We start from the raw sequence: 24,226 nt of genomic DNA on the forward strand, positions 1-24,226 counted from the left end.
CGATGGTGTCCCGACACGGCCAGGGCAGGCCCCCTCTAGGCCCCCGGCCGGAAGGCCGGCATCGTCGCGTGCCCCGGCGCGCTGGCGCCCTGCCCGCGCAGCAGCACCCGCGCGCAGCGCAGCAGGATCGCCAGGTCGCCGCGCAGGGTCGGCGCCGCGCCGGCATAGCGCGCATCCAGCGCCAGCCGGCGTTGCCAGGGCACCGCGTTGCGCCCCGCCGCCTGGGCCAGGCCGCAGAGCCCCGGCCGCACCCGCAGCCGCGCCGCCTGGGCCGGGGTGAAGCGCGCCTCGTATTCCGGCAGCAGCGGCCGCGGCCCGACCAGGCTCATCTCGCCGCGCAGCACGTTGACCAGCTGCGGCAGCTCGTCCACCGCGCTGGCCCGCAGCCAGCGCCCGAAGCGGCCCAGCCGCGCCGCGTCCGGCCCCGGCCCCTCGGCCAGGCTGCGCAGCTTCACCAGCGTGAAAGGCACCCCGCCGCGCCCGGTCCGCCGCTGGCGGAACAGCACCGGACGCCCGAGCACCAGCAGCACGCCGAGCGCCGCCGCGGCCAGCAGCGGCAGGGCGAGCAGCAGCAGCACCGCCGCCGCGGCGACATCGAAGGCCCGCTTGCCCCGGCGCTCATACATGCTGGTCCTCCCCCGGCAGCACGCGGCGCCGCGCCTCCAGGCCGAGCGACAGCAGCAGGCCGAGCCCGAACCAGACCATGCGGTTGCCGAGATCGGTCGAGACCATCGCGGTCAGTCCCAGCGGCAGGGTCAGCGCGGCGATCCGCGCCGCCCGGCCCGGCGCGACGCGCGGCGCCCGGCGGACCGCCAGCGCCACCCCGCCGCCGAAGGCCGCGAGCCAGAGCGCCAGGCCGGGCAGCCCGGCTTCCGCCAGCACCTCGAGCGCATGGTTGTGCGGGTGCAGCGCGCGGTCGTCGCCGCTGCCCGCGGCCAGGGTGAAGCCGCCGGTGCCGATGCCCCAGGGCGCCGCCTCGCCCGCCCAGCGCAGCGCCTCCCCCCAAAGGATCAGGCGGGCGGGCGTGGCGGTGGCCGGGTCGCCGAAGAGCCGTTCCAGCGTCCGCAGCCCGAGCTCCGCGCCCGGCATGGCCAGCAGCCCCGCCAGCCCGGCCAGCCCCGCCGCGCCGATCATCGCCACCCAGCCGAGCGCCGCGCCGCGCCGGGCCGACAGCCACAGCAGCACCGCCGGCGCCCCGGCGACGCCCAGCAGCAGGCCGAGCAGCGCCGCCCGCCCGCCCGGCACCAGCACCGCCACAACGAGGCCGAGCGTCGCCACGGCCCAGCCCAGCCGGCGCGGGCCGCGCGCTTCCACCACCCGCAAGGCTGCCAGCCCGGCGGCGCAGGCGATGGCGAGGCCGGCGAGCTGGTACTGCACCCGCAGCTTCGCCGGATCCTGCCCCACGGCGCCGCCCAGCACGACATGGCCGGCCAGCACGCCCCAGGCGGTCGCCGCGCCCACCGCCACCCCGACCGCCACCACCGCGGCCGAGAGCCGCCGCAGCGTCGGGCCATCCGCCCCGGCCAGCATCCCCGCCAGCAGCATGGTCGGCGCCAGCAGGACCAGTTGCGGCAGCTTCTCCGCCAGCACGAGGCGGGAGGCGGTCCAGCCGCCGGCCAGCACCAGCCAGACCAGCAGCAGCGCCGCCGCCAGCAGCGGTCCCGCCACTGCCGGCGCGACCACCCAGTCCCGCACCAGCAGCAGCAGGCCGAGCGAGGGCAGCAGCAGCAGCGCCGCCAGCAGGGTCAGGTCGACCGGCAGCGCGGCGATGCCGGGCAGCGACTTCAGCGCGCCGGCGAATTGCAGCGCCGCCGCCAGCAGCCCGGTCCCCGCCGCGAGGCTCGCGGCATCGAACCGGACCGCGGGAAAGGCGGCCTCGGGCCGGGCGGCCCGGGTCACTCCGCCGGCCCCATCGGCGGCATCGCCAGGCCGAGCGGCAAGGGCCGCGGCCGGCCGGCGGCGAGGGCGCGGACGACCACCAGCGCCAGGGTCGCCGCCAGCACCGCCAGCGGCGCCGCCACGGCCAGCAGCAGCAGCAGCAGCGGCCGGTTCGGCAGGGATGGCCGCTGCTCGACCATCGGCGCCGAGACCAGCCGGGCCGCCACCGCCTCATCCGCCGCGACCACCAGCGCGCTGCGCTGCTGCTGGCCGAGCAGTTCGTAGAGCGCGTTGCGGAGATAAAGGTCGCGCTCGACGGCCAGCCGCGCCTCGATCGCGGCGATCCGCCGCCGGGCGAGGTCGGCGAGGTCGCCGCGCACCTTCGCCTCCGCCAGGGCATGCAGGCGCTGCAGCGCATCCAGCGCCGCGGCGCGGCCGGCATGCGCGAGCGTCAGCGTCACGGTGACGGTGGCGATGTTCTGGGTGGCGGCGAAGTTGCGCTCGAGCCAGTCCTGCACGTCGTCGAGGTCGGGCTCCATCCGCAGGCCGAGCTGCCGGCGCAGCCAGCCGAGGGGCGGCGCGGCGCGGCGTTCGGCCAGGTGCGCCGGCAGCCCGGTGTCGCGCGCCAGCATCGCCGCGGCCTCGGGCGAGCGGAGGGCATCGAGGTAGACGGCGAAATTCCCCGTCGGCCTGTCGTCCAGCAGCCCCGCCCCGAAGAGCGGCACGGGGGAGAGCAGGGTGGAGGTGGCGATGCTGGTGGTCTCGGCCGGGGCGACCACGGCCTGGGCGACATGCCGCCGCGGCAGCTGGAACACGATGCCGGCCAGCGCGGCATAGAGCAGCAGGGTGGCCAGGGCCACGCGCCAGCGCCGGTCCCAGACACCCCGCAGCAGCAGGTCCAGCGGCATGCATTCCCCTGTGGATCTTGCGACTCCGATCTGTAGACAATCGGCGCGCGCTCAATCCAGGGTTGAGAAAGGCAATTCGATCACAGTTGTGAGATTCGTGACCGGGCGCCTCACTCGCACGACCAGCACCGGGGCCGGCCGGACCTCGCCATAGCCGGGGCTCTCCCAGCCCGGCTCCAGCGCGCACTGGATCGGCGCGTCGGCGGTGACGCGCAGCCGCGCCGCGGGACCTGCCACGCCGTCCGGCCGCGCGCGCCATGGGCCGGGTGCGAGCCGCCAACGCAGCGCCGCCTCCCGGAACGGGCCGCCGATCCGGTCCTCGACCACCCAGCGGCGGCCCTCGGCGCGGACCCGGCGGGCGTGGCGGCGGCCGCGCCGGTCGCGCAGCAAGGCGCCGTCGGGCAGCACCCCCATGGCCGGCCAATGGGAGAACAGGAAGCGGGTGACCCGCGGCATCTGGTCCTCGCCGTCGAAGGCGATGGTGTTGTGGGCGGCGGTGCCGGTGAAATGGGCGTGCCACCAGGCCTCGGTGGGCGGCGGGTTGTAGGCGCCGCTGCCGCCGTCCCGCAGCAGGGCGAGCGGCCCGTCCCAGAGCTCGAGGTGCAGCAGGTCGGCCTGGCCCGGGCGGAAGCGGAGCGGGCCGGTGCGGAGCAGGGCGCGGGCGCCGCCGGAATGCCAGCCGCGCAGGCCCTCCCCTACCCAGGCCGCGGGCGGCGGGGGAAGCACGCGGCCGGGCGCCAGGCCTAGCCAGGCGCAGCCCGGCTCCGCCGCCAGCCCGACCGAGCCGCCGCCGAACAGCCGCGCCGCCCGCTCCAGGCTCGGCCGCGCGTCGTCCGGCCCGGCCAAGGCGAGGTCGGCGAAGGCCGAGCCGTCCTGGTGGCCGAGCCGCGGCATCGCCCCGGTCGCGGGCTCCGCCAGGCGGTGCAGCCAGCGGGTCGCGGCCGCGGCGCGGTCGGCGGCGGCCGGAAGCGGCCCGCCCAGCCGGCGGCGCAGGACCTCGGTCACCGCGAGCACGTCGAGCAGCAGCCGGTGGTAGCCGGTCGAGACCTGGGCGAAGGAGCCGTCGGGCGCGACCAGCCGCAGCAAGGCCGCATCCAGCCGCGCCGCGCCGCGCCGGGTCCAGCCGGCCTCGCCCAGCAGCAGCCCGCAGGCCAGCAGCCCGGCGGCTTCCGAGACCGCATGGTTGTTGTCCTGCGCCAGCGCATAGGCCGGGGTCGCGGCGATGCGCCGGCCATGCAGCGCCAGCAGCGCCCGGGCGCCCGGCGGCGGCGCGCGCTCGGCGCCCAGCAGGGCGAGCGCCAGGCCGAGATGCAGGGCGCGCAGCGCGGCTTCCTGCCCGCAGGCCCAGTTCGGGCCGCGGAAGGCGGGGTTGCGCGCAGCCCAACCGGCCAGCAGCGCCTCGGCCCGCGCCAAGTGGCCGGCCGCGGGGTCGAGCCGCGCGGCCTGGGCCAGCAGCGGCAGCTCGGCCCAGCGGTTGCGCTCCCAGACCGGGCGAACGTCGCCCGGGGCGAAGAGGTCGAGGTCGAGCGCGTGCGGCGCGGCCGCGAAGGGGCCGTGCCAATCGGCCGGCGCCGCCGCCGCGGCGCGGGCCAGCACGGCGTCCCGGTGCCATCCGGGCACCGCCGGCGCGGCGATCCCGCCGGCCGGCAGGAAAGGTCCCGGCGGCACCGCCGCATCCTGCAACCGGCGGCGTGCCAGCACGCGCCCGGGGCCGCGATGCCAAGCGGCCAGCAGCACCGGACGCAGGCCCAGTCGTGCCGCCGCATCGCCTCGCCTAGGAAGGCTAAATATTCGAATCATTGCCAAATCAGGGTGGAATTCGGCTATTTACGTTGCAAGGAATAGTTGCATTTGCGCCCAAGCCCGCGAGAGGACGTCCCGCTGCATCGCCGCGCCGGCCCTTCCCCGATGCACCGCATGCTGGCGGCGCTGCTGGCGGTGCAGCTCGCCCTGCCGATGCCGGCCCGATCGCAGACGCAGGCCGGGGCAGGCGGGGGGTATCTCTCGCCGCCCGCGCTGCCCTCCACCCTGCCCGGCGGCCTGCCGCTGCCGAGCCTGCCGACCGGGACGCAGCAGGACATCCTGCAGCGCATCCTCGATGCCGGCGCGGGCCGCCCGGTGCAGGGGCCGGCGCCCGTGCCGTCCTATGCGCCGGCGCCCCCGGCCGCAGCGCCGGCGCCGCCGCCGGACGAGCCGCCCTCCCCGGCCGAGGCCTTTTTCGCGGCGCGCGGCGCGGCGACCGCCTGCCAGCCTGGGGACAGACAATAGAGTCTGAGACTAAGCCTCATCGAGGCAGTTGGCCTTTTCAGGAAGGGCAGAGATCAAACTCTGAAACTCGGAGGAACACCCGGTTAGCTAAGCGCGGAAATAGAGTTCGAAACTGTGCGCTCGGAGAGGCGCTACCGCCTCTGACAACCGCTTGCCAATCCGCCTCAAGATCGCGTTTGCGCTGCTTTCTCCGACTGCGGCGGCTCGGTCGACTCAAGGGGTCTAGTCGTGGACCGCACCGGCGCAACTACGATGTCAGTAGCTGGTCAGCCGTGAAATAGGCTGAAGCTGGCGGCGATCTGCGGTTTTCCGGCATTGGGGAAGTATCCGCTTTTGCCGGTTTAGCCTCGAACAAGAGCCAGAACCTTGCAAACAAGGCTGTGCGCTGCGGGACCGGACGGGGCGTGATTCGATCGGCGGCACCCTGGCAGGGAGCTCGCTGATGCGTCCCAAGCAACCTACCGCCGGGCCGCAGGAGGATCTCTTCCGCGCCCGGCTGCAGAACCTGGTGGACCCGCGGCATGCGCTGGTGCGCCTGGCCGGGCTGATCGACTGGCGCCGGTTCGAGGCGGAGTTCGGGGCGCTCTACACCGACTGCGGTCGCCCGGGGTTGCCGACGCGGCTGATGGTTGGCCTGCACCTGCTCAAGCACATGGACAGGCTCTCCGACGAGGCGGTCTGCGCGCGCTATCTCGACAGCCCGTATGTGCAGCTGTTCTGCGGCGAGACCTTCTTCCAGGATGCCCTGCCGCTGGAACGCTCATCGCTGACACGCTGGCGCCAGCGCATTGGCGCGGAGCGGCTGGGGGTGCTGCTGGCCGAGAGCCTGGCCGCGACACGGCGCAGCGGCGCCGTCGAGGACAAGCACCTGCAGCGCGTCACCATCGACACCACGGTGCAGCCCAAGGCGGTGACCCACCCCACCGACAGCAAGCTGCTCCACCGCGGCATCGAGATCCTGGCGCGCCTTGCCCGGCGGCACGGGATCCAGCTGCGCCAATCCTACCTGCGGGTGGCAAGGCGTGCCCGGCGCGAGGCCGCGAAGCTGATCCATTCGGGCCGCCCGCGCCAAGCGGAGCGCCAGGTCCGGCAGTTGCGGACCTGGCTCGGGCGCCTGGCCCGCGACATCGGCCGCAAGATCGTGGGCAGCGCCGCCATTCAGGCCGCCCTCGCCGGTCCGCTCGGCCTTGTCGCTCGGCTGTTGCGGCAACGGCGCGAGGACCGCGGCCGCGACAAGCTCTACTCCCTGCACGCGCCGGAGGTGGAGTGCATCGGCAAAGGCAAGGCGCAAGCCCGCTACGAGTTCGGCGTGAAGGTCTCGCTCGCCACCACCAATGCCGCAGCGCCCGGCGGGCAGTTCGTCCTCGGCGCCCGCGCCCTGCCGGGCAACCCCTATGATGGCCACACCCTGGCCGAGCAGATCGCCCAGACCGAGCGCATCACCGGCATCGAGATCGAGCGCGCCTATGTCGACCGCGGCTACCGCGGCCATGATGCCGACAAGTCCCGCGTGTTCATCTCCGGCCAGAAGCGCAGCATCACGCCCACCATTCGCCGCGAGCGGCGGCGCCGCAGCGCCATCGAGCCCGTCATCGGCCACCTGAAGAGCGAAGGCCATCTCGGTCGCAACTTCCTGCGCGGCACAGAAGGCGATACGATCAACGTCGTCCTCGCCGCCGTGGGCCACAACCTCCGCCTGCTCCGCGCCTGGCTGGCCTGCCTCTTGGCCTGCCTGCTCAGCCGGCTGACCTCCGCTCACCAGCTCAGAGAGACGCCTGCCCAGGCACTCAGCCGTCTGAAAAACCCGTAGTTCACGGGCGACTAGCACTACTTCGGCACTTTTATTCGAGCCTGTGCAGGACGATGAACTCGCGGCATTTGGGACACCGCAGCCGCACGACGGCGGCGAGGTGAGCCAGCAGCGCGCGACGAATGGCAGGCAAGGTGGGTTGGGGTGGCGGACCGGTGGTGCAGATTTTCCCCCCGCTGGCCACTCTGCCCTAGCCGGAGGTGCTGCAGGAAGGCAAAGGCGATCAGCACCATTGAGGCATGGTGGTGCAGGCCGGCCCAGGATCGCCCCTCGAAGTGGTCGAGACCGAGTTCTTCCTTCATCTGTTGGTGCGCCTGCTCGCAAACCCAGCGCGCCTTGATCGCCGCCGCGAGGGTCTGCAAGGACGTCTCAGCGGGGTGATTGGCCAGGTAGTACCGCCGCTCGCCGCTGCTGCGCCGCTCGCCCACCAGCCACAACTCATCGCCGGGCAGGCGATGTCCGATCTCCGACTGCCCCCCCTCGGCCTTCCGGACACGTCGGGCGGCGAAGCTGGCGATCAGCGGGCCCTTGGTGCCTTGTCGCCATTGGACCGAGCGCCAAGGCGCGGACTTCAGGGCGGCGGCGGCCGTTACCGGCCGCTGGTTCGGCACTCCATGCCGGCGTGGACGTCCCTTGCCCTGCGGGGCGGGCCAGCACAGCTTCACCGCGGCGGAGTAGACCGTCTGCGTTTTCGGCATGCCCACCGCCCAGAGCGGAGCACGGCTGGCGAGGCCGCGCCGGAAGGCGGCACTGCGGCCGTATCCGCTGTCGGCCAGGGCGCAACCAAAGCGGACGCCGGCAGCCCGGAGCCGATCGATCTCTTCGAGCGCGATGGCGCCCTTGCTGCGGAAGGCGCGGCACTCCACTGGCACCCCCGCCTTATCGCAGCGCCGTCGGTCCTGGCACCAGGTCTTCGGCAGATAGAGCAACAGCGCCACGGGCACCGGCACCTCGCCGCGGGCCAGGGTAAGCGAGACCAGGGCCTGGCAGTTCGCCGTCTTCCCCAGCACACCGGCATACTGCTGAGCGACCCCGACCGAGTGCTCGACCTTCTTGGGCAGCGCGGTATCATCAATGATCAGCACCGCCTCCGGCCCGCCCACGAGGCGGTCCGCCTCGCGCGCCAGCACCACATCAAGCGGGGCAGTCTGCCAGGCTGGGCTGTTGATGAAGTGGTGCAGTTGGTCGCAGTCCGCCGGCGCAACTCGCGCCGCCATCGGCTGTACGCTCTTGCGGTCCCCAGGACCCAGCAGACCTCGCACATAGACCGGCGCCCAGCGCTGCCGCACCTTATGACCGAGGGCCTCCAAGAATGGCTTCAGCCACTCGGCAAAGATTGGCTCCCAATCGACCGCCGCCGCTTCGATCATGCGCCACCTCGCCAGGCCGCAACCCAATCGAACTGTCCATCAGCCTACCAGTCTGACTCTCGGATCGCCAGAAATCTGCCGAAGTAGTGCTAGCTGCCAATCGCGCAATACCTCAGGCTCTTGACCCGGTGCCAGCAACACCCGAGGTTCAACTGCCGGACGTAGGCTTCCCTCCCATGAGGTCGGCCGAGATGTCGTAGATGTGGCCAGCCTCGCGCAGTGGCTCATGCCCGCCCTTCTGCGCCAGCACCGAGTCGTCGGGCGGCGTCCAAGCCTGGGCCGTGTGAGAGCTGTCAGCGACACCTGACGGCGCACTTTCTGCTGGCCGCTTTCGCTGCCTCTTCCGCTTCGGCTCACTCGGCTGGCCAGCGGAACCGACGTCCTCCGCTTGCCGAGCACGGTGGAGCGCGGCCATCGCCCTCTCCCGGTCGGTCTGCGCGGCGAGCGTCCGGTCAAGATGGTCCAGCGCCTGATCCCAGCGGTCATCGTCGGCGTTTCCGCCCTGCCGCATGATCTCGAGAAACCCGTGCACCAGCTTGAAGGACTCGTCGTAAACTTCTGTCAAATGCCTGTGCTCGAGCGTCTCGTGGCCCGCGTCAATGGCCCTGCGCTGGGCCATCATGAAGAGCTTCACCACTAGGTCGAGCACGCCTTGGCTGCGATCGTAGAGCAGGTCGATTGTTGCCCTCGTCAGCGGTGCGGGCTGCTGAAGAAACTGTTCTTTCCAGAGCGTCGAACAGAAAATCTCGAACTCGTCGTTGTTGCTCAGGCGCTCGAGGATGAAATCGCCTTGGCCGACCCCGCGTCGTGCGTGCTGCCACTCGGCGCCGAGAATCCGCTTACTCTTTGGCGTTCCAATGGAGACAATCGGTATGCCCAGCCCGTTCGTCAGTGCGAGCCAGAAATTGAGCATCACTCTTGACCCGCCGGAGCTAGCCTCCGACAGGCATTGCACCTCATCCACGACAAGGAGGCCGACGCCATGCAGCAGCGCCACCTTCGCCATGAGGCGGCGCATGGCTTCCGCGGTCGTGCCCCTACCCACGAAATCGCGCCCGTAGCTCGTGCCGGCGAGCCTGTCCACTTCGTCTAGGAAGGCGCAGCAGAGCTCGCGCGTGGAGCCCTGGGGCGGGCACGTCAGCTTCAGCCAGACGATCTGCCTCGCGATTCGCGGGCGCTGGCCCTTGTAGGAAAGATGCCGGATAACCTGCGGGTAGGTGGCGAGAACCGCGTCGACGGCGGACGTCTTGCCGATGCCGCTCGGCCCGATGAGCGCCATCAAAAGGCCCGGCAGCCCCGGCCTTCCGACATAGGCCAGGTCTGCGTTGCCTGCATTGTCAGAAACCTGGAGCACGCTCCGCCAATCGGCCGTGTGCGGGTTTCGTCTTGAATACCCGTCGCGGATGAGTTCCCCGAGCCTAGCCGACAGATCCAAATGCATCGTGAGCGGGAACAGGAAATCTCGGAGCCGATTCGTCGCGTGCCGTCTGAGGTGCGGCGGCAGGGCGCGCTCCTGTTCCGTCGGCCTCACCCGACGCATCATTGCATTGACCGCCTCGTCCACCGTCAAAATGTCCGGCAGCGCCTCGTTCAGCGGGTTCCCTCGATAGTGAGGAACAGCCTGGTCCCGGTAGACCGCGTCGAACATCGCAGGACGCGCCATCAGCTAGCTCCTTCGCCGTCCTCAAGCCCCCGGAGGAGAGCAATTCGCGCTTCGCGAACGCCCGTGCTCGTCGTGTGAGCGGACGCAGAAGGTGGTGGGACCGTGGCAGTCGCTTCCGGCGGATTCGGCAATCCAGATCCCACAGCCAACGGCTCTCCAGCGCCGTGGCTTTTCGGGACCGAACCGGTCGTCCAGGGTTGCGCTTCGCGCGCCGCCTCTCGGCGATCCGCCGCGCGTTGCGCGGGGATGCCGCCCGGGCCCCTCGTCGGTTTGATGCTGCCGCCCCTAACGCGTGCTTCGGCCTCGATTGCGTCGGTGTGGTCCTTAAATTCGTACCAAGCCCTGTACTGGTCTGCACCCGCTTTGGCCGACTGGATCTTACGCATTTCACAGAACTCGAGCACCTCCTCATGGGACCAGCCGTCGAAACGCCTCCGGTCCTTGGGGGTCATCACGAGCTGTCCCGCGACCTTTCCCTTCGGTGTCAGGAGCAAGGCGTGGGTGATGTCACGTCGGTCGCGGCAAACCGTAAACCTCCGTGCACGGTGGCCCGGGAGTCGCGATAGGTCCACCAGCTCGTCGGCTCCCGCTGAGCAATAGTGGAGATTGTTGTCGGCCGTTCGCAGCCCCTCGTCCGTAGCGACGGCTTCGACCCGCTCCATGAGCGCAAGGCGTACGCGGTTCGGGTCGGCGGGCGCCATGGCGCCCCGCAGCCTACGTCCCTCATGCCATAGCTGCAGAGGAACAGGATCGGCCCCATCAGTGGACGTCCAGGCTATCGGGGGGTTCTTGATCCGGTGACTCTTATTGTACTTCAGAATCCATCTGATGACCAAGGCGGTAAAATCATTCATGTCGAGCTTGGCATCGAGCTCGTGCTTACGCTCGTTTTTTTCGCGTTTGCGAATTGCTCCCGGTGCCCACCTAAATCCTTCAACGCTGATCAGCCCAATGCCGCCCTCGACGATGCCCTTGAGGTCGGGACGCATTGGCGAAGTCCACGCAACCCGCATATCCAGAGTTCCGGCACCCTCCGCGATCATCTTGCTCGTGAAGTCCGGCCCGCGGTCGGTCAGCAATCCATGCGCGTAATGCCTCGCTGGCCAATCGGCGTCGCCGATTTCCACGCCGAATGCTTTACAGAACGGCACCTTGTAACAAAATGCGTTCTCAAGCGCGAACATTGCACCCTGGTAGCTTGCCGAATCCAGCGTCACATGGAAGCCGACGATGAGTTGCGACCAATGGTCGAAAACCAAGTATAGGATCGGACGGCCCACCAGCCACTCCGGATTATACCTACTCCGGAGATAAATATCGCACACTGTTGAGTCGATTTGGTAAATCGCTCCTGGCCCATGCGCCATGTCGGCCGAGGTGTTGATCTTCGGCCGGTGTCCGGTGGCGTAGGCCGTCTCGCCCTTTGCGGCGATGATGAGTTCGCTCGGTCGGTGCTTCTTCCTGATCCAGTATTTAAACTGGTTGAGCGTTGGCAGGAGGTGATCTGGTAGCGTCACCCGCTTGGGGCGACCGTCAACCAGGATTTCGTGACTGAAGTGCAAGCGCAGCACCTCGCGGTGCGCTTCGATCCAGTTCATTCCCTTAGCCAGGTAACGGTATCCGTCCTGTAGTTTGTCGCGGACAGTGGTGGTGACGCGCACCCCCTCATCCCGCCACTCGGGGAAGCCGCGAGGGCGCCTACCCACCTTCTTCCGATCTGGGTCGTTGTCGGCCCGCTCGCGGCCTGGCGCCCCGCAATGGCGGTAGACAGGCACGAGCGCGTTCGGGACTTGGCCGTGGCGCCAATAGAGGCGAAGCAAGCGGTACACGGTAGCCCGCGAAGCGCCCGCCAGGTCATGACTTTCAGCGATCAGACGTGCCCTGCCATGTGGGTCCAGAGCCGCTAGCGGATCTGCGAAAAATGGCGCGAGGACAGCCAGCCGGGTGTCGCGCAGCGACTTCTCGGCGCTGTTCAGAGTGCTTTCAGGGAGCACGTCCACCGCATATGGATCATCGGAAAGCGGCTCGATTTCGCCGCCTGCCACCCCAGCGGACAGTCGCTCTGCAGATTCCCATTCGGGCAAGGCGTTTAGCGCATCGAGGCGGAACAGAGCGACGTGCTCACGCCCAGGCTGAAACCAAAGAATCCGCGCATGATGTGCTAAGCCATCAGGCCGAAGACGGCGGATGATCTGGTTGCGAAAAAAGGGGTAAGCCATCGCGCCGCCGGCTTTCGTCGCGCGCCATCAACCCACCGTCAGAATGGGCGCTGGCCGATTGACGTCGAGTGGTGACAGGAGATCCGTTGTCCAGCGTTTTCGGGCGAGCATATGGGCGAAGACCGTGAGTCCGGTCCCGGCGTCGAGTCCAACCAGGCGGTCTACGCTGGCACAGACTTCATTAAGCGCATTCCCGGGCTCCTGGCAGATTGCTTCCAGGATGCAGGCCGCGATCGCGTTGACATCTCGACCACGGAGCTCCGCCTCTGGGATGTTATGCCATTGGTCCAGCCAGTCGAGGTTGCCGCAAAGGGTCGGCGGAAGTTCCTTCTCAGTGACGAGGGCCCAGCGCCAGCCGAGTGAAATGCAGCCTAATCGCTCGATCTCCAGCTTCTCGCGGGTCCTGATAATGGCGAGTTCCTTGCTGGGTTTGACCGAAATAGCGTGAAACCAACGCTGGCCATCGCCACGCCGCCGTGTCACTAGAAAGTCAACGGTCATAACCATCTCACTCCCTCGCGAATATCTGGGGTGCTTTAAACCCAATTTTTCTGCGATACGGGTCGACCGATCGAGCGGAAGTGGAAACTGTTCCCGGATGTCGATGACGTCATCAAGGCGTTGCAGGAATAGAAGGCAGTGGCGCTCGAGCGTCGAAAACACAATGTGCTGACGGCCCGTAAGCCTGCCAGGGACGAGCGTAGTAAGGCCCCTGGACGGCACGTCTCGAACTCCCAAGAAAGCCTTGTACAAAGCCCCGTGCCCTGAACCCCGGCCTCCGGCAAGTCGGCGCGCGACTGCGCTCCGAGTGAGACCTCGTCTCATTTGAATACCTGCTGTTCAGATGTCGGAGCCGTAGCGCGCCTGGAGCTGAAGAATTCCACACATTCACCCGATAGTGCGACGTACAGCTCGTCAAGCATCTGCCGAATATCGGGCTTCAAAGAGTATTGAGGTATTAAGTGATTCTTCCATTCTACAAGAGTCGGCATCCGCCCCGATTTAACCGTCGTATTAATGAATTTCCACCTGCCCAATCTTCGAAACCAATCCTTGTTCCCTTCCAGGGCGCCAGAGATACAAGATGTCGTCTGGGGCAGCCTCTCACGAAATCTTTGCATTTTCCGGGAGACGCCCATCTCCTCATAAATCGAGTAAACGGAGAGCCGCCTCGGTTTGCCGGATTTGTTACGAATGGCTTCGATGGCTGTGCGGGCGCGTCCAAGGTATTCGCAATCCCGATTTACCCAATCGACTCGCCGTCGCGACGAGGCGGTACGGCGCACAGGCATCGGAAGTGCCGCACTGAGCCATTCGGGGTCACGATGCCTCAGGATGCAACATGCGTAACCCAGGCGCCTCCAAGTTTGTGTCCGAGTGGATCCGGCATGGGCGGCCAGGAACACACGAAGCCGCTCTTTGTAGACTTCGGTAGTGACACCAGCATTTCTGAAAACTGTCACCTTCGGTGCGACTTCCGGTGAATGTCGCTGCAGATCCCGGCACTGTGCAAAGAATGCCCCAGGACTCACGCCAATAAATGCCAGCAGCATGATGTACCGGACCGGGTGCCGTGCATGAATATGTTGGGCGGTAGACCATAGTTCAGACCACATGTTGCGCCCTACAAAACTAAGCCAACCCAGATCCGATTCTACATCGGCCGGGATAAGCCACTTGCCGAATGCTTCGGCCATCTCTGTCGTCTTGATCCCTGAGCGACCTCTCCAGCCAGCCTCCGTCAGCACCGCCCTGACTGCGGCTGAGAGCGCGCGAAATGGGATAGGGCTTTGGTTGGCCGCCATAATTTCGTTAGTCGCTCGCGCGATTGCCCGCGCTGCCACCGAGGTGAAAGGGCACCGAAGCGGAAACCCAGCGTCGGCGTCCTCGGGACAGGTATGAAGGCGTGTGCGACCAGTGCAGCGAACGTCTGATTGTATCAGGGGAACGTCATGCGCAGAGCATACGTAAACGCCTGGCAACTGGTGCGCACGTCTCCATGCTGCGCCCTCGCCGTGCATCCCATCTTCGCGGGCACAAACGGGGCAATAATTCAGATGTGAGTGGCGAGGCAGCGCCATTCGCGTTGCCGACACTGATACATATCCGCTTGGGGCCCAGCCCCCGAGCAGCGAGGACCAGAGACTTTCGTGACCCTTGGTGGTAATAAATGGCGAGTAATAGGGAAGGACTGTATGCTCAATCGCCAGTGCCTGTGCCGTGAGGCGGTATTCCGGCGGAATAGCAGCCGCGAGTTTGTTCAGGCCACCAGTTAACATCATATTTATGGTTCCGGATCGCTTCCCAAATGCCAACCGAAGAATAATTCGCGCATCTTCGATCCCGATAAGGCGGGAATAGCGTGCAGCCCCGGAGTAAACGAGTTCACCGTCAAGCAGCGACGGAAAATAACCGAGGTCAGACATGGCGCCCGGCACTGATCATGCACTCGCCACAAAACAGAGTGCACCAACCCAACACACGACTAACTTTGTTGGTGCCGCATGCTCGCACGTTCAGCTGACCCATGCCAACACGTCCTCAAAGGGCACAAGGATCAAAAGCGCCCGCCCTCCTGGTAACTGGATCGTCGTTGTGCCCAGTTGGTCGTCCGCATCGCTCAGAGCCACAATGGCATTTGCCCGGACAGCATGACGAAGGCCCTCACCATCAGTGAGGAGGATAAATGGCCCGAGTCGCCGGCCTGAGACGATCTCATTCACCTAAACATTCTCCCTGCGCAGATTGGGCTAAGCGACGCATCTGTATGGCCGATGCGGTGAGGCAATTGCCGAATCACACCCAGCGCATAGGTGCGACGGCCCAATCACCATCACCGCCTCAAACATACACAGACAAGAAATTTTTTGGAATTCGCGATTTAGGGAGGAATAAGTATGGAAAATCCGCCAGGCACCGGCAAATAGTTTATCCAGTAGCGCTTAAACCAGAAAATTTCCGCTCGACGCGGCGCCGCGCGTGCCGCGTCCGGATTGACGAAGCGGTGCTGACCGAGGTGATCGTGGCCCTGGCGACCGAGCACGGCCGTTATGTCTACCGACGGATCACGATGGTCCTGACCCTCGAAACTGGTCCGGGTGGAGCGCAAGTCTTTCGGGCACTCTGACCCTTGGAGGAGGGTGCCGTGAAGCGGAAGCGGTACACGGACGAGCAAATCGCCTTTGCGCTGAGGCAGGCCGAGAGCGGGACGGCAGTGGAGGAGATCTGCCGCAAGATGGGCGTCTCCGAGCCGACATGGCGTAACTGAGGGCGGGCGCACTCCGGGGTTGGTGGCCGATGATGGGCTGCCACCCAGTCAGTCGGAGGAGTGCGAGATGAGCTATTTCGTTGGCCTCGATGTCTCCATGGAGGAGACCGCCTACTGTGCTCGAAACGCCGACGGGCGGATCCTAGGCCAGGGCAAGACGGCGACCGACCCGGACGCGATCGCGGCGGCCTTGGCCCGCTTCGGTCGACCCGCCCGGTTGGTGCTCGAGACGGAGCGGATGGCGAACTGGCTGTACCGACAGCTGATCGCCCGTGACCTGCCGGCTGTCTGCGTCGACGCTCGCCAGGCTCATGCTGTGCTCAGCCAGATGCCGAATAAGACCGATGCGAACGACGCAGCCATGCTGGCCGAGTTGGCGCGAACTGGCTTTTATCGGGCGGTACGGGTCAAGAGCGAGGCGGCACAGGGCATGCGGGCACTGCTCAAGGCGCGCGCCCTGGTCCTGCGCCAGCGCATGGACCTCGACAACACCATCCGTGGTCTGCTGACGAGCATGGGCGTGCGCCTGCCGAAGGGACCCCGTCGCTGGGCCGACCGGGTGGAGCTGGCGCTGGAGGCCAATGAGGCGCTCGCCCTAGCCCTGAGGCCATTGCTGCGCCTACGAGAAGACCTCGCACGGTCCCTTGCGGAGCTTACCCGGCGGCTGCTTACCGAAGCTCGGGGCTCTGACCTGTGCCGCAGGCTGATGGGCGTGCCGGGTGTTGGCGCGATCACCGCCTATGCCTTCCTGGCCACCATCGACGACCCCACCCGGTTCGCTCATTCCAGATCCGTGGGCGCCTATATCGGCCTGACCTCGAAGCGCTATCAGTCGGGCGAGGTCGATTACAGCGGGCGCATCACCCGGCGGGGCGATGGCATGTTGCGGACCCTGCTGTTCGAGGCGGCGTCGAGCCTCATCACCCGAGCGGGCGGCGGCGGCGCACTGCGCGAATGGGGCCTGCGGCTGCGGGCCAAGGTCGGCCACAAAAAGGCCAGCGTAGCATTCGCGCGCAAGCTCGGTGTCATCCTCCACCGCATGTGGGTGGACGGCACCGAGTTCCGCACGGCCTGATCGGCAGCAGCCATAAAGGCGAGGAGGGAAACTCCGAAGCAGGCGGGTGCTAATGGATCTTTGAGCTTCCGTCCCGGTCCGGGCGGGAGGCGACGGCCGAGTCCGAGGTATTACGTGCGGCGCGCCAAAGCGCGACCGCGTAGCCCACAAGCTGGGAGGCCGAAGCCTTGGACGCCATTATGAAGCGCCGCGCGTCGGAAGCGCACTGGCGACTTCGTAGAGAACCTTGCGCCGGACCAGGGAAGAGGATCAGGATCACCGTGCGCCCGCCCTCAGTTAGAGAACCTTCTACAGATGGAAGAAGCAGTTTGCCGGGGTGGGTGTGGTCGAGATCCGGCGGCTGAAGCAGCTCGAGGAAGAGAACACCAAGCTCAAGCGGCTGGTGGCGGATCTGACGCTGGACAAGACCATGCTGCAGGACGTGCTGCGCCGAAAGTGGTGAAGCCCGCCGTGCGCCGCGATGTGGGTACCCATCTGCGGAGGGCCGCCTACCGGATCTGTGCGGGACCTGCCTTGGATCTTATGAGCGTTCTTTCGAGCGCCGGTAAGGGCAGGCAGCGGGGTGGGCGATGGAGATCATCACCGGTGTGGAGCGCCGCCGGCAGTGGCGGGACGAGGAGAAGCTGCAGATCCTGGCCGAGCTGAATGAGCCCGGGGTCAAGTTCAGCGAGATCGCCCGGCGGCACGACGTCAGCCGCGGCTTGCTCTGGCAGTGGCGGTATGCGCAGCGACGCGGCCGGCTGGTGGCCGAGGCGCCGAGTTTCATGCCGCTGCAGGTCGTGCCGGATCTGGCCGCAGCGACGCCGCCAGGTGGGTCGGGGCCGCCGCCTGCCGCCGGTCCTCCGGCGATAGAGGACGCTCGCCGGACCGCAAGGGTGAGCGGCCGCGGGAACACCTGGGCGGCTATGCCGGCTGGCTGCACGCCGATGCCTATGCCGGTTACGACGCGCCGACCGCGGCGAAGGGCGGCAAGCCGCCAGCGATCACGCATGTGACCTGCATGGCCCAGGCGCGGCGCGAGTTGTTCAAGGTCTACGACAGCACCAAGTCACCGATCGCCGAGGAAGCCCTGCGGCGGATCGGCGAGCTCTATGCCATCGAGGCAGTGATCAAGGGCCAATCGCCCGAGCAGCGCTGCGTGGCGCGCCAGGCGCAGAGCAAGCGTAAGCATCCGGTGAACCCCGCACCCTTTCTGGCTACGGAGCAGACCCCGCTTTTGGCGGAGCCCGCCCTGCGTCGCGTTCGTCGTCGATGATCTGCTTCAAGTTGTCGATGCCGTCCCGGGTGAAAGCGGTGACGCCGTCCTCGCCGAGGCCGTTGACGTACAGGCGACCATCCTCGGGGAACATGCCGATGGAGAGGTCATGCAGCCACTCCTTGTCCTCGCCCAGCAGCGCGGCGATGTGGTTGATGGTGAATACGGCCGAGATGGCAGGCACGGGTCAGGTGGCCTTGCTGTTCGGCTGCCGCGAGGCCTGCCAGTTCCAGGGCAGCAGTTCGGCAACCCTGCTGGCCGGATGCGTGGCGATCCGGCCAAGCACATCGGCCAACCAGGCTTGCGGGTCGACGTCGTTCAGCTTGGCGGTGACGATCAGCGAATACATCGCCGCGGCGCGCTGGCCGCCGCGGTCGGAGCCCGCGAACAGCCATGATTTCCTGCCCAGCGCGATGCCGCGCAGGGCGCGTTCGGCGGCATTGTTCGAGAGGCAGACGCGGCCATCGTCGAGGAACCGGGTAAACGCCGGCCAGCGCTTCAGCATGTAGTCCATCGCGCGCGCCAGGTCGTGCGTGCGGGACAGCCTGGCACGCTGCTCGCGCATCCATACCTCAAACTCGACGACCTGCGGTGCGCTGACGGCTTGGCGCACGGCACGCCGCTGTTCGGCGCTATGGCCATTAATGCCGCGCTCGATCGCGAACAGTGCGTCGATGCGCCGCACTGCCCCCAGTGCGATCGGCGAGATGACCCCGGCGCTCTTGCCCTCGGCCACGCGGCGCGCGTTCTGCGTCACGTCCGCCAGGACAAAGAACGGCCGTCGCGCATGCACCCAGCAGGCCGCCTCCAGGATCGGCCCGGGCTGGCAGGCGGCGTCGTAGAGCTTGCCGTAGCCGCTGTAGGCATCGGCCTGGAGCAACCCGGCATAGCCGGCCAGATGCTCCTGCGGATGCACCCCGCCGCGGTCGCGCGAGTAGCGGAACGTCGCCGCCGGGGCGGCTGTGCCGCCGAATGGTAGGTCGTCACGGACATAGACCCAACATCGCCCGACATCGGTCTTGCAGCTGGCCAGTACCGGCACGCAGCAACAGCGAACATCGACGCGGCCTCGAAAAGATCAGCCGTGAGAGCCGACCCACCAGTGGAATGGGGAGGCCGCCGTCGTCGGACAAGCGAGCGAGAAACGCGTCAGACGGTTTCACCGGGGTAAAGATGGCAGCACGCATGGCGGAATATCGGTGCGCAACAAGGGAAGTCTGTCCTGGCGACCACGGCTGGCAGCCGACTGGACAACGGCGAACCCGCGAGGGAAGGCGCCGGCCAGGGCAGATGGCGGATGGGTCCGTACTACCGATGAGGTCGGGTAATGCCGGCTGAGGAAAGGGGCCCTGACCTGCGACAGGCGAGCAAAGTGACGAGACCCCGGGGATTGGCCCAAGGCCCAGCAACTCCGCTCGAAAGGGTTCGGAAGTTACAGATCTCGCTGCATGCGAAAGCTAAGGCTGAACCAGCTTTCCGCTTCTACACCTTATAGGACAAAGTCTGCCGGGTTGACGTCCTCGAAGAAGCCTACCGGGCATGCCACCGCAATGGTGGCTCCGCGGGCTTCGACAGGATGACGTTCGATCAGATCACCGCCTATGGGCGAGAACGATGGCTGGAAGAGTTGCGGCAGGAGCTGCGCGCCGGTGAATACCGGCCACAGCCCCTGCTGCGCGTCTGCACTCCAAAAAGCAACGGCGGCCAAGCTGCTGCCACCAGCGTCGGATGCTCTCGACCGCAAAGGCCGCCGTGTCGGCATCCACCCCGACGTTGACCCAGCCGGCATTGGCGGCCAGGTCGTAGACGCCGTAAAGCGCGACCTTGCCCAGGTCCGGAAGCTCGAAGTCGTGCACCCGCACCGGCTCGGGTTGGCCCTTGGGACGCAGTTCGCGGCCGGGGTTCTTGAAGTCGCCGACCAGCTCCTTCTTTTTGGTATCCACCGAGATGGCTGGCTGGCCTTCCGCCATTGCCGCCTGCACGAAGGTGTTGATGTGGGCGAACTGAGCATCGCGGTCGGGATGGTTCGTTCCCTCCCGGGTCTTGCGGTTGGCTTGGCAGCTGTAGCCCAGATCGCGCAGCAACAGGCCAACCCGCTTCTGGCTCACAGTAAAGCCACGCTCGTCCAGAGCCTGGACGATTTGACGTTGGCTGCAGCTCACCCAGCGCAACGGCGTCTCCGGGCCACCGCGGATGGCATCCTCGATTAGCGTCTCCAGAGCGCCCGGCAGCTCCGGTTGCAGGGTGACCGCGCGCTTGCGCCCGCCGCCCTTTCGTCTGACCCGCGGGCCGATTGGATTGGCCCCGCTCTGCAGCTCCACGATGGCTCGCCGGATGGTGCTGCGCGCCAGCCCGGTCGCGGCCGAAGCAGCCGTCACCCCACCGTGGCCCAGCGCCAGGGCCTCGTTGGCCGCGAACAGCCGTCGCCCGCGCTCATCCAGGAACTTGCAGGCTTGCTGATACCGTGTGCGGATGTCGTCGAGGTCGATCACCCTTGCCGATTGCGCCAGCGCGGCCAGCCATCGTCAGTCCCTTCCGGCCCTCAGCCAGTGAGCCGCCATCACATCCGATTCAGTTATTCCGCGTCAGATCCCAAGTAGGCAGATCGGGCTGGAAGGCGCCCATCTCGGTCATCTGTCTTGCGCGGTCGGCATCCCGAAAGCGATCAAGCGCCCCCAGGTCTTGGCTGACCGGATTGCTGACAGCGGCGGCCACGGCCAGCATCTCGACTGTCGGTCCGGCGCATTCACGCAAAGCCAGCCGCCGCGGCCCCAGGGGGCGGTGGTCACCCTTCGACCACCAGATGACTGGAGGCGCATTGCGCCACGCAGGCCATCAGGTGGGTTTTCCGGCGCTCTGGCGACAGCACGCGGTCGCGATGGATCGGCGTCCCCTCCACCCATCGCACCTCGCAGGCGCCGCAGATGCCTCCCTCGCAGGAGGCGTTCACCTTCGCCCCCAACCCCCGCAGCACGGCGAGCATGCTGCCACCGGCCTCGACCACCGCCTCCTCCCCGGTTGCGGCGCGACGCAGGGTGTAGGACACGGCGCTCTCGGCGGCCGGCAGCGGCGGCGGGACGAAATGCTCCATCGTCACGCTGCCTTTGGGCCAATGCGTGGTGGCGGCGGCGAAGCCGTCCAGCATCGCCTCCGGCCCGCAGCAATAGGCGTGGAGCCCAGGCGCAGGTGTGCCAAGCAGCGTGCTCCAGGCGGGACGTGGCGCGCGCGCAGTGTCATGCACCTGTGCCCTCGGGCCAAGCGCAGCCACCACGTCGCCGCAGGGTGGTGCGCCGCGGCACAGCAGGTGCAGCGCCCAGTCCGCACCCTGCCGCTCCAGCGCTCGCGCCATGGCCAGAAAGGGCGTCACGCCGATGCCGCCAGCCACCATCACGTGGCGGTTGGCCCCCGCTGCGATAGGAAAGGTGCAGCGGGGCATGGTGGCAGCCACCGCATCGCCGGGGCGCAGCGCCTCATGCACCCAGGCGCTCCCCCCGCGCGAGGCAGCTTCGCGCTTGACCGCCACCTCCCACCGATCGGTCGCCGCCGGGTCGCCGCACAGGCTGTAGGCGCGCGGGCCAATACCGGGGACCATCAGGTCCAGGTGAGCGCCTGGTTTCCAGCGCGGCAGGGGCCAACCATCGGGGTCGCGCAGCACCAGGCGACGGGTAAGGGGGCCGTCCTCCAGCGCCTGCTCGACCACCAGGGCAATGTGGCGCGCCATGGGACTATTCCGGCCGGACCGCGTCGCCCACTCGCACCGTCCCGCCTTCAAGGATGCGGCAGTTGAGGCCGGAGCGATGGATCATCGGGTCGAAGACCTGCTTGTCCAGGATCTCCTCGATGTGGCGGCAGGGCACGGAGAGGCGCGTGGCCTCCACCAGGCAGGGGCCGATGCGGAAGCGGCGGCCCACCAGCCAGTTCAGCGGCACACCGCGCGTGGTGATGTTGCGGCGGTGCTCCTCGGGTAGGAGTTCCACCCCGTAGTCGCGCTGGATGGCTTCGAGCACCTCCACCTCGAATAGGGTGACCTGGCGGCCTTCCTCCGGCTTTTCGGAGTAGAAGCCCTGCTCGATGCCCAGCATGTAGCGGTCGCCCTCGATGCCACGTCCGGCCACCAGCGCAATGCTCTCCTGTGCATGCATGGGCAGGAAGGCGCGGGCGGTGATGTGCAGGTGCTCGACCAGGCCGGTCCAGGCGGGGGTGGGGCTCATAGCAATAGTCCTTGGTTGGGCGACGTGTGGCCGGAGTGCTGGGCCTTGAACCCATCCAGCGCCGCGGTCAGGCCAGGGCGTCCAGCGCCGCCTCGATGCGCGGGTGCAGGCTGGGCGGCAGGGGCTGGATCGGCAGCGGCAGCGCCGTGTCGCAAAGGCCCAGGATCCGCGCGGCGGCATGGGTCACGCGCAGGCTGCTCCATTCCTGGAACAGCGCCCAGAGCGGGGCGAAGCGTGCCTCCAGTGCCGCCACCTGCGCCGTCTCCCCGGCCAGCGCGGCATGGGTCAGCGCCAGGCTGGGTTCCGGTAGCAGCCCGCCGATGACGCTGTACCAGGCCTGCCCGCCCGCCAGCAGCGCCGCGCCCGCGCGCCAGTCGCCGCTGTAGCCGATAGCGAAATCCGCCGGCACCAGCGCCCGCAGGGCGGCGTGGCGCGCCGCCTCGTCCGATGGCGGGGCGGGGTTCTTCACGGCCGCCACGCGCGGCAGCGCCGCCAGCCGCGCGACCAGCGCATCCGTCATGGTGAAATGCGTGGTCGCTGGGTTGTTGTAGAGGCACAGCGGCAGCCCCGTGGCGCCGGCCACGGCGGCGACATGGGCGAAGACCTCGTCCTCGGTCAGCGGGGTGTAGGATACCGGCGCCAGCAGCAGCCCATCGGCGCCCGCTGCCTCGGCATCGCGCGCCAGGAGCTGCGCCGCATCGGTGCGCAGCGCGCCGACGCCAACCACCAGCGGAGTGCGGCCGCCCGTGCACTCCGCCGCCGCCTCTACCGCGCGGCGCCGCTCGGTGCGCGACAGGTAGGCGTAGGTGCCGGTGCTGCCGAGCAGGCCGACAGAACCCACCCGAGCCTCCACCAGTCGCTGGACCAAGCGCGACAAGGCTCCGGTATCCACGCGACCCGCCGCATCGGCCGGGGTGAGGGGAAAAGCCGACAGGCCGTGAAAAATGGACATCTGGGTGCTCCTCAACTGGCCGGCCGCCGCACGAAGACAAGGCCCAGCCCCAGCGCGATCATCGCCCCGCCTGACGCCGCGCGCAGACGCCGCACCAGCCCCGGCCGCGTCGAGGCACCCTGACGAATGCTGCCTCCAGCGATGGCCACCACGATATCGGCCAAGGTGTTCAGCAGGACGGAAAGCAGCCCAAGCACGGCGAACTGCACGGCCACTTGGCCCTGAGTCGGGTCCACGAACTGCGGTACGAAGGCCAGGAAGAAGGCGGCGGTCTTCGGGTTCAGCGCTTCCACAACCACCCCTTCGCGAAAGGCGCGCCGCGAGCCAAGCGCGGGCGTGGGCTCCGGTGCCAGCGCGTCCCGTCGCGCCGCCAGGATCGCGCACAGGCCCAGCCACACGAGGTAGGCCGCACCGGCCAGCTTGAGCAGCGTGAACAGCTCTGCGCTTGCCAGCACGATAGCGGAGACGCCCAGAGCGCCGGCCAGCACATGCACGGTGCCGCCGAGCCCAGTGCCGAGCGAAGAGGCGATCCCCTCCTCGCGCCCGCCGGCGAGGCTTCGTGCAGCGACGTAGAAGATGCCGGGACCTGGCGTCACCGCCAGCAGAAGCGCGGCGGCGAGGAAAAGGGCGAACTGAGATGGATCGGGCACGCGCGCTCTCCACATGGGAGCATCAACCTTGCCATTCAGCCGGACCAGGTGAAACATCCAGTTTCTAACAAAAAGTCCGGGCCAGTTCGCTGTATGTCGCCTACACCTCGCATCACCCATCGCATCGGCGAGGCGATCAGGCGCCAGATTGCCGAGGGCGTGCTGACACCCGGCGCATCCCTGCCCTCGACCCGCGCCCTGGCGGAGGAATGGGGCGTTTCCCGCACCACGGTCACCGCCGCCTACGAACAACTCATCGCCGAGGGCTATCTGGAAGCCCGCCAGGGCGCGCGCACACGGGTGGCAAGCGGACTGGCGGTGTCTCCAGGCGGCGTGCCCGCCATGTCCGACACGCCCTCCCGCCTCTCGACCTATGGCCGCGTGCTGGCCGGCTTCGACCTGCCCGCGATGCCTGACCGCCCGCCGCGCGTTGCCGATTTCCGCTATGGCGACCTGTCATCCGCCGACTTCCCGCGGCTCGCCTGGCGAAAGGCGGTAAACGCCGTACTGATGCGCCAGGGCGCCCGGCTGCGCTACGGCGACCCACGCGGCTCGCCCCGGTTGCGCGAGGCCCTGCAGGGCTATCTTAGACCCCGTTTGCGAAGGGGTGATGGCACTCGTCTGACGGGCTGATCCTGACCCCTTGGGCGGCGTTGCGGGCGGTTTCCTGCTTGGAGACCGCCATGTGGACGCCGGCTG

At 68.0% G+C, this 24,226-nt stretch carries 23 protein-coding genes and 5 pseudogenes; 9 read left to right on the forward strand and 19 right to left on the reverse strand.

The genetic code is table 11. The features are described from left to right. Positions 1-35: 35 nt before the first annotated feature. Genes E2C06_RS23150 through E2C06_RS23165 form a run of 4 tightly spaced genes read right to left on the reverse strand, consistent with a single transcriptional unit; the run spans position 36 to position 4,454 of the window. On the reverse strand, positions 36-626 hold the full coding sequence (locus E2C06_RS23150; RefSeq protein WP_133290973.1) for a sugar transferase: 591 nt from the start codon (positions 624-626) through the stop codon (positions 36-38). Further along, positions 619-1,899, reverse strand: a complete 1,281-nt coding sequence (locus tag E2C06_RS23155; protein ID WP_133290974.1) for an O-antigen ligase family protein — start codon at positions 1,897-1,899, stop codon at positions 619-621. The genes E2C06_RS23150 and E2C06_RS23155 overlap by 8 nt, the downstream gene beginning before the upstream one ends. Further along, the gene (locus E2C06_RS23160) at positions 1,896-2,786 is read right to left on the reverse strand and encodes a hypothetical protein (RefSeq protein WP_133290975.1); all 891 of its coding nucleotides are present in this window, start codon (positions 2,784-2,786) and stop codon (positions 1,896-1,898) included. Before E2C06_RS23160 ends, E2C06_RS23155 begins: the two co-directional genes overlap by 4 nt. A 51-nt stretch (positions 2,787-2,837) precedes the next feature. Next, positions 2,838-4,454: a heparinase II/III domain-containing protein gene (locus tag E2C06_RS23165; protein WP_241671428.1), complete on the reverse strand. Its 1,617-nt coding sequence runs from the start codon at positions 4,452-4,454 to the stop codon at positions 2,838-2,840. 240 nt (positions 4,455-4,694) lie between these two features. On the opposite strand from E2C06_RS23165, the gene E2C06_RS23170 reads away from it, so the two are divergent. After that, positions 4,695-5,054 (forward strand): hypothetical protein, encoded by a 360-nt coding sequence (locus E2C06_RS23170; RefSeq protein ID WP_133290977.1) that lies wholly within the window; start codon positions 4,695-4,697, stop codon positions 5,052-5,054. A gap of 442 nt (positions 5,055-5,496) precedes the next feature. Next, the gene (locus tag E2C06_RS23175; protein WP_133290978.1) at positions 5,497-6,864 is read left to right on the forward strand and encodes an IS5 family transposase; all 1,368 of its coding nucleotides are present in this window, start codon (positions 5,497-5,499) and stop codon (positions 6,862-6,864) included. A gap of 17 nt (positions 6,865-6,881) precedes the next feature. On the opposite strand, the gene E2C06_RS23180 is transcribed toward E2C06_RS23175, so the two are convergent. The 7 genes and pseudogenes from E2C06_RS23180 to E2C06_RS23205 all read right to left on the reverse strand — a co-directional run bounded on the left by E2C06_RS23180 (position 6,882) and on the right by E2C06_RS23205 (position 14,839). Then, positions 6,882-8,234 (reverse strand): IS701 family transposase, encoded by a 1,353-nt coding sequence (locus tag E2C06_RS23180; protein ID WP_165982602.1) that lies wholly within the window; start codon positions 8,232-8,234, stop codon positions 6,882-6,884. 148 nt (positions 8,235-8,382) lie between these two features. Further along, complete coding sequence (locus E2C06_RS23185) at positions 8,383-9,897, reverse strand: ATP-binding protein (RefSeq protein WP_133290979.1); 1,515 nt, start codon at positions 9,895-9,897, stop codon at positions 8,383-8,385. Next, the gene (locus tag E2C06_RS23190) at positions 9,897-12,116 is read right to left on the reverse strand and encodes a DDE-type integrase/transposase/recombinase (protein WP_133290980.1); all 2,220 of its coding nucleotides are present in this window, start codon (positions 12,114-12,116) and stop codon (positions 9,897-9,899) included. Before E2C06_RS23190 ends, E2C06_RS23185 begins: the two co-directional genes overlap by 1 nt. 27 nt (positions 12,117-12,143) lie before the next feature. After that, a complete protein-coding gene (locus E2C06_RS23195) occupies positions 12,144-12,941 on the reverse strand; it encodes a TnsA endonuclease N-terminal domain-containing protein (RefSeq protein ID WP_133290981.1) in 798 nt (265 codons plus the stop codon). After that, positions 12,938-13,813, reverse strand: coding sequence for a TnsD family Tn7-like transposition protein (locus tag E2C06_RS39660; protein ID WP_241671429.1), 876 nt, complete (start codon positions 13,811-13,813; stop codon positions 12,938-12,940). Before E2C06_RS39660 ends, E2C06_RS23195 begins: the two co-directional genes overlap by 4 nt. A 255-nt stretch (positions 13,814-14,068) precedes the next feature. Continuing rightward, a pseudogene (locus E2C06_RS40855) lies at positions 14,069-14,542 on the reverse strand (TniQ family protein); the annotation flags it as partial. 90 nt (positions 14,543-14,632) lie between these two features. Next, positions 14,633-14,839: a hypothetical protein gene (locus E2C06_RS23205; protein WP_133290983.1), complete on the reverse strand. Its 207-nt coding sequence runs from the start codon at positions 14,837-14,839 to the stop codon at positions 14,633-14,635. Between the two features lie 44 nt (positions 14,840-14,883). Between E2C06_RS23205 and E2C06_RS41085 the strand changes: the two genes are divergently transcribed. From E2C06_RS41085 to E2C06_RS38835, 6 genes and pseudogenes are all read left to right on the forward strand, one after another. Further along, a complete protein-coding gene (locus E2C06_RS41085; RefSeq protein WP_133290984.1) occupies positions 14,884-15,243 on the forward strand; it encodes a hypothetical protein in 360 nt (119 codons plus the stop codon). Positions 15,244-15,261: 18 nt separating this feature from the next. Next, a pseudogene (locus E2C06_RS23215) lies at positions 15,262-15,375 on the forward strand (transposase); the annotation flags it as partial. Between the two features lie 76 nt (positions 15,376-15,451). Further along, entirely contained in the window at positions 15,452-16,459 is a 1,008-nt protein-coding gene (locus E2C06_RS23220) for an IS110 family RNA-guided transposase (RefSeq protein ID WP_133290985.1), read from the forward strand. Between the two features lie 283 nt (positions 16,460-16,742). Further along, positions 16,743-16,919, forward strand: a pseudogene (locus tag E2C06_RS23225) (transposase); the annotation flags it as partial. A 109-nt stretch (positions 16,920-17,028) separates the two neighbouring features. Then, positions 17,029-17,454, forward strand: coding sequence for a transposase (locus tag E2C06_RS38830; RefSeq protein ID WP_206664661.1), 426 nt, complete (start codon positions 17,029-17,031; stop codon positions 17,452-17,454). Continuing rightward, positions 17,376-17,714, forward strand: coding sequence for an IS66 family transposase (locus E2C06_RS38835; RefSeq protein WP_241671431.1), 339 nt, complete (start codon positions 17,376-17,378; stop codon positions 17,712-17,714). Before E2C06_RS38830 ends, E2C06_RS38835 begins: the two co-directional genes overlap by 79 nt. On the opposite strand, the gene E2C06_RS23240 is transcribed toward E2C06_RS38835, so the two are convergent. The 8 genes and pseudogenes from E2C06_RS23240 to E2C06_RS23275 all read right to left on the reverse strand — a co-directional run bounded on the left by E2C06_RS23240 (position 17,656) and on the right by E2C06_RS23275 (position 23,527). Continuing rightward, positions 17,656-17,898: a hypothetical protein gene (locus tag E2C06_RS23240; protein ID WP_133290987.1), complete on the reverse strand. Its 243-nt coding sequence runs from the start codon at positions 17,896-17,898 to the stop codon at positions 17,656-17,658. The genes E2C06_RS38835 and E2C06_RS23240 overlap by 59 nt on opposite strands. A gap of 3 nt (positions 17,899-17,901) precedes the next feature. Then, a pseudogene (gene tnpC / locus E2C06_RS23245) lies at positions 17,902-18,756 on the reverse strand (IS66 family transposase); the annotation flags it as partial. Positions 18,757-19,390: 634 nt separating this feature from the next. Further along, positions 19,391-20,203: pseudogene (locus E2C06_RS23255) on the reverse strand (ISAzo13 family transposase); the annotation flags it as partial. Between the two features lie 82 nt (positions 20,204-20,285). Beyond that, positions 20,286-20,438, reverse strand: coding sequence for a hypothetical protein (locus E2C06_RS37825; protein WP_165982606.1), 153 nt, complete (start codon positions 20,436-20,438; stop codon positions 20,286-20,288). Positions 20,439-20,499: 61 nt separating this feature from the next. Continuing rightward, positions 20,500-21,435, reverse strand: a complete 936-nt coding sequence (locus E2C06_RS23260) for a PDR/VanB family oxidoreductase (RefSeq protein WP_133290989.1) — start codon at positions 21,433-21,435, stop codon at positions 20,500-20,502. Positions 21,436-21,439: 4 nt separating this feature from the next. Further along, positions 21,440-21,925 (reverse strand): MOSC domain-containing protein, encoded by a 486-nt coding sequence (locus E2C06_RS23265; protein ID WP_133290990.1) that lies wholly within the window; start codon positions 21,923-21,925, stop codon positions 21,440-21,442. Positions 21,926-21,992: 67 nt separating this feature from the next. Continuing rightward, the gene (locus E2C06_RS23270) at positions 21,993-22,877 is read right to left on the reverse strand and encodes a dihydrodipicolinate synthase family protein (RefSeq protein WP_133290991.1); all 885 of its coding nucleotides are present in this window, start codon (positions 22,875-22,877) and stop codon (positions 21,993-21,995) included. 11 nt (positions 22,878-22,888) lie between these two features. Then, a complete protein-coding gene (locus E2C06_RS23275; RefSeq protein ID WP_165982607.1) occupies positions 22,889-23,527 on the reverse strand; it encodes a LysE family translocator in 639 nt (212 codons plus the stop codon). 93 nt (positions 23,528-23,620) lie between these two features. Here E2C06_RS23275 and E2C06_RS23280 point away from each other — a divergent pair, with 93 nt between their 5' ends. Next, on the forward strand, positions 23,621-24,160 hold the full coding sequence (locus tag E2C06_RS23280; protein ID WP_133290992.1) for a GntR family transcriptional regulator: 540 nt from the start codon (positions 23,621-23,623) through the stop codon (positions 24,158-24,160). Positions 24,161-24,226 lie beyond the last annotated feature (66 nt).

This window comes from Dankookia rubra, assembly GCF_004355005.1.
GTDB classification, from domain to species: Bacteria; Pseudomonadota; Alphaproteobacteria; order Acetobacterales; family Acetobacteraceae; genus Paracraurococcus; species Paracraurococcus ruber_A.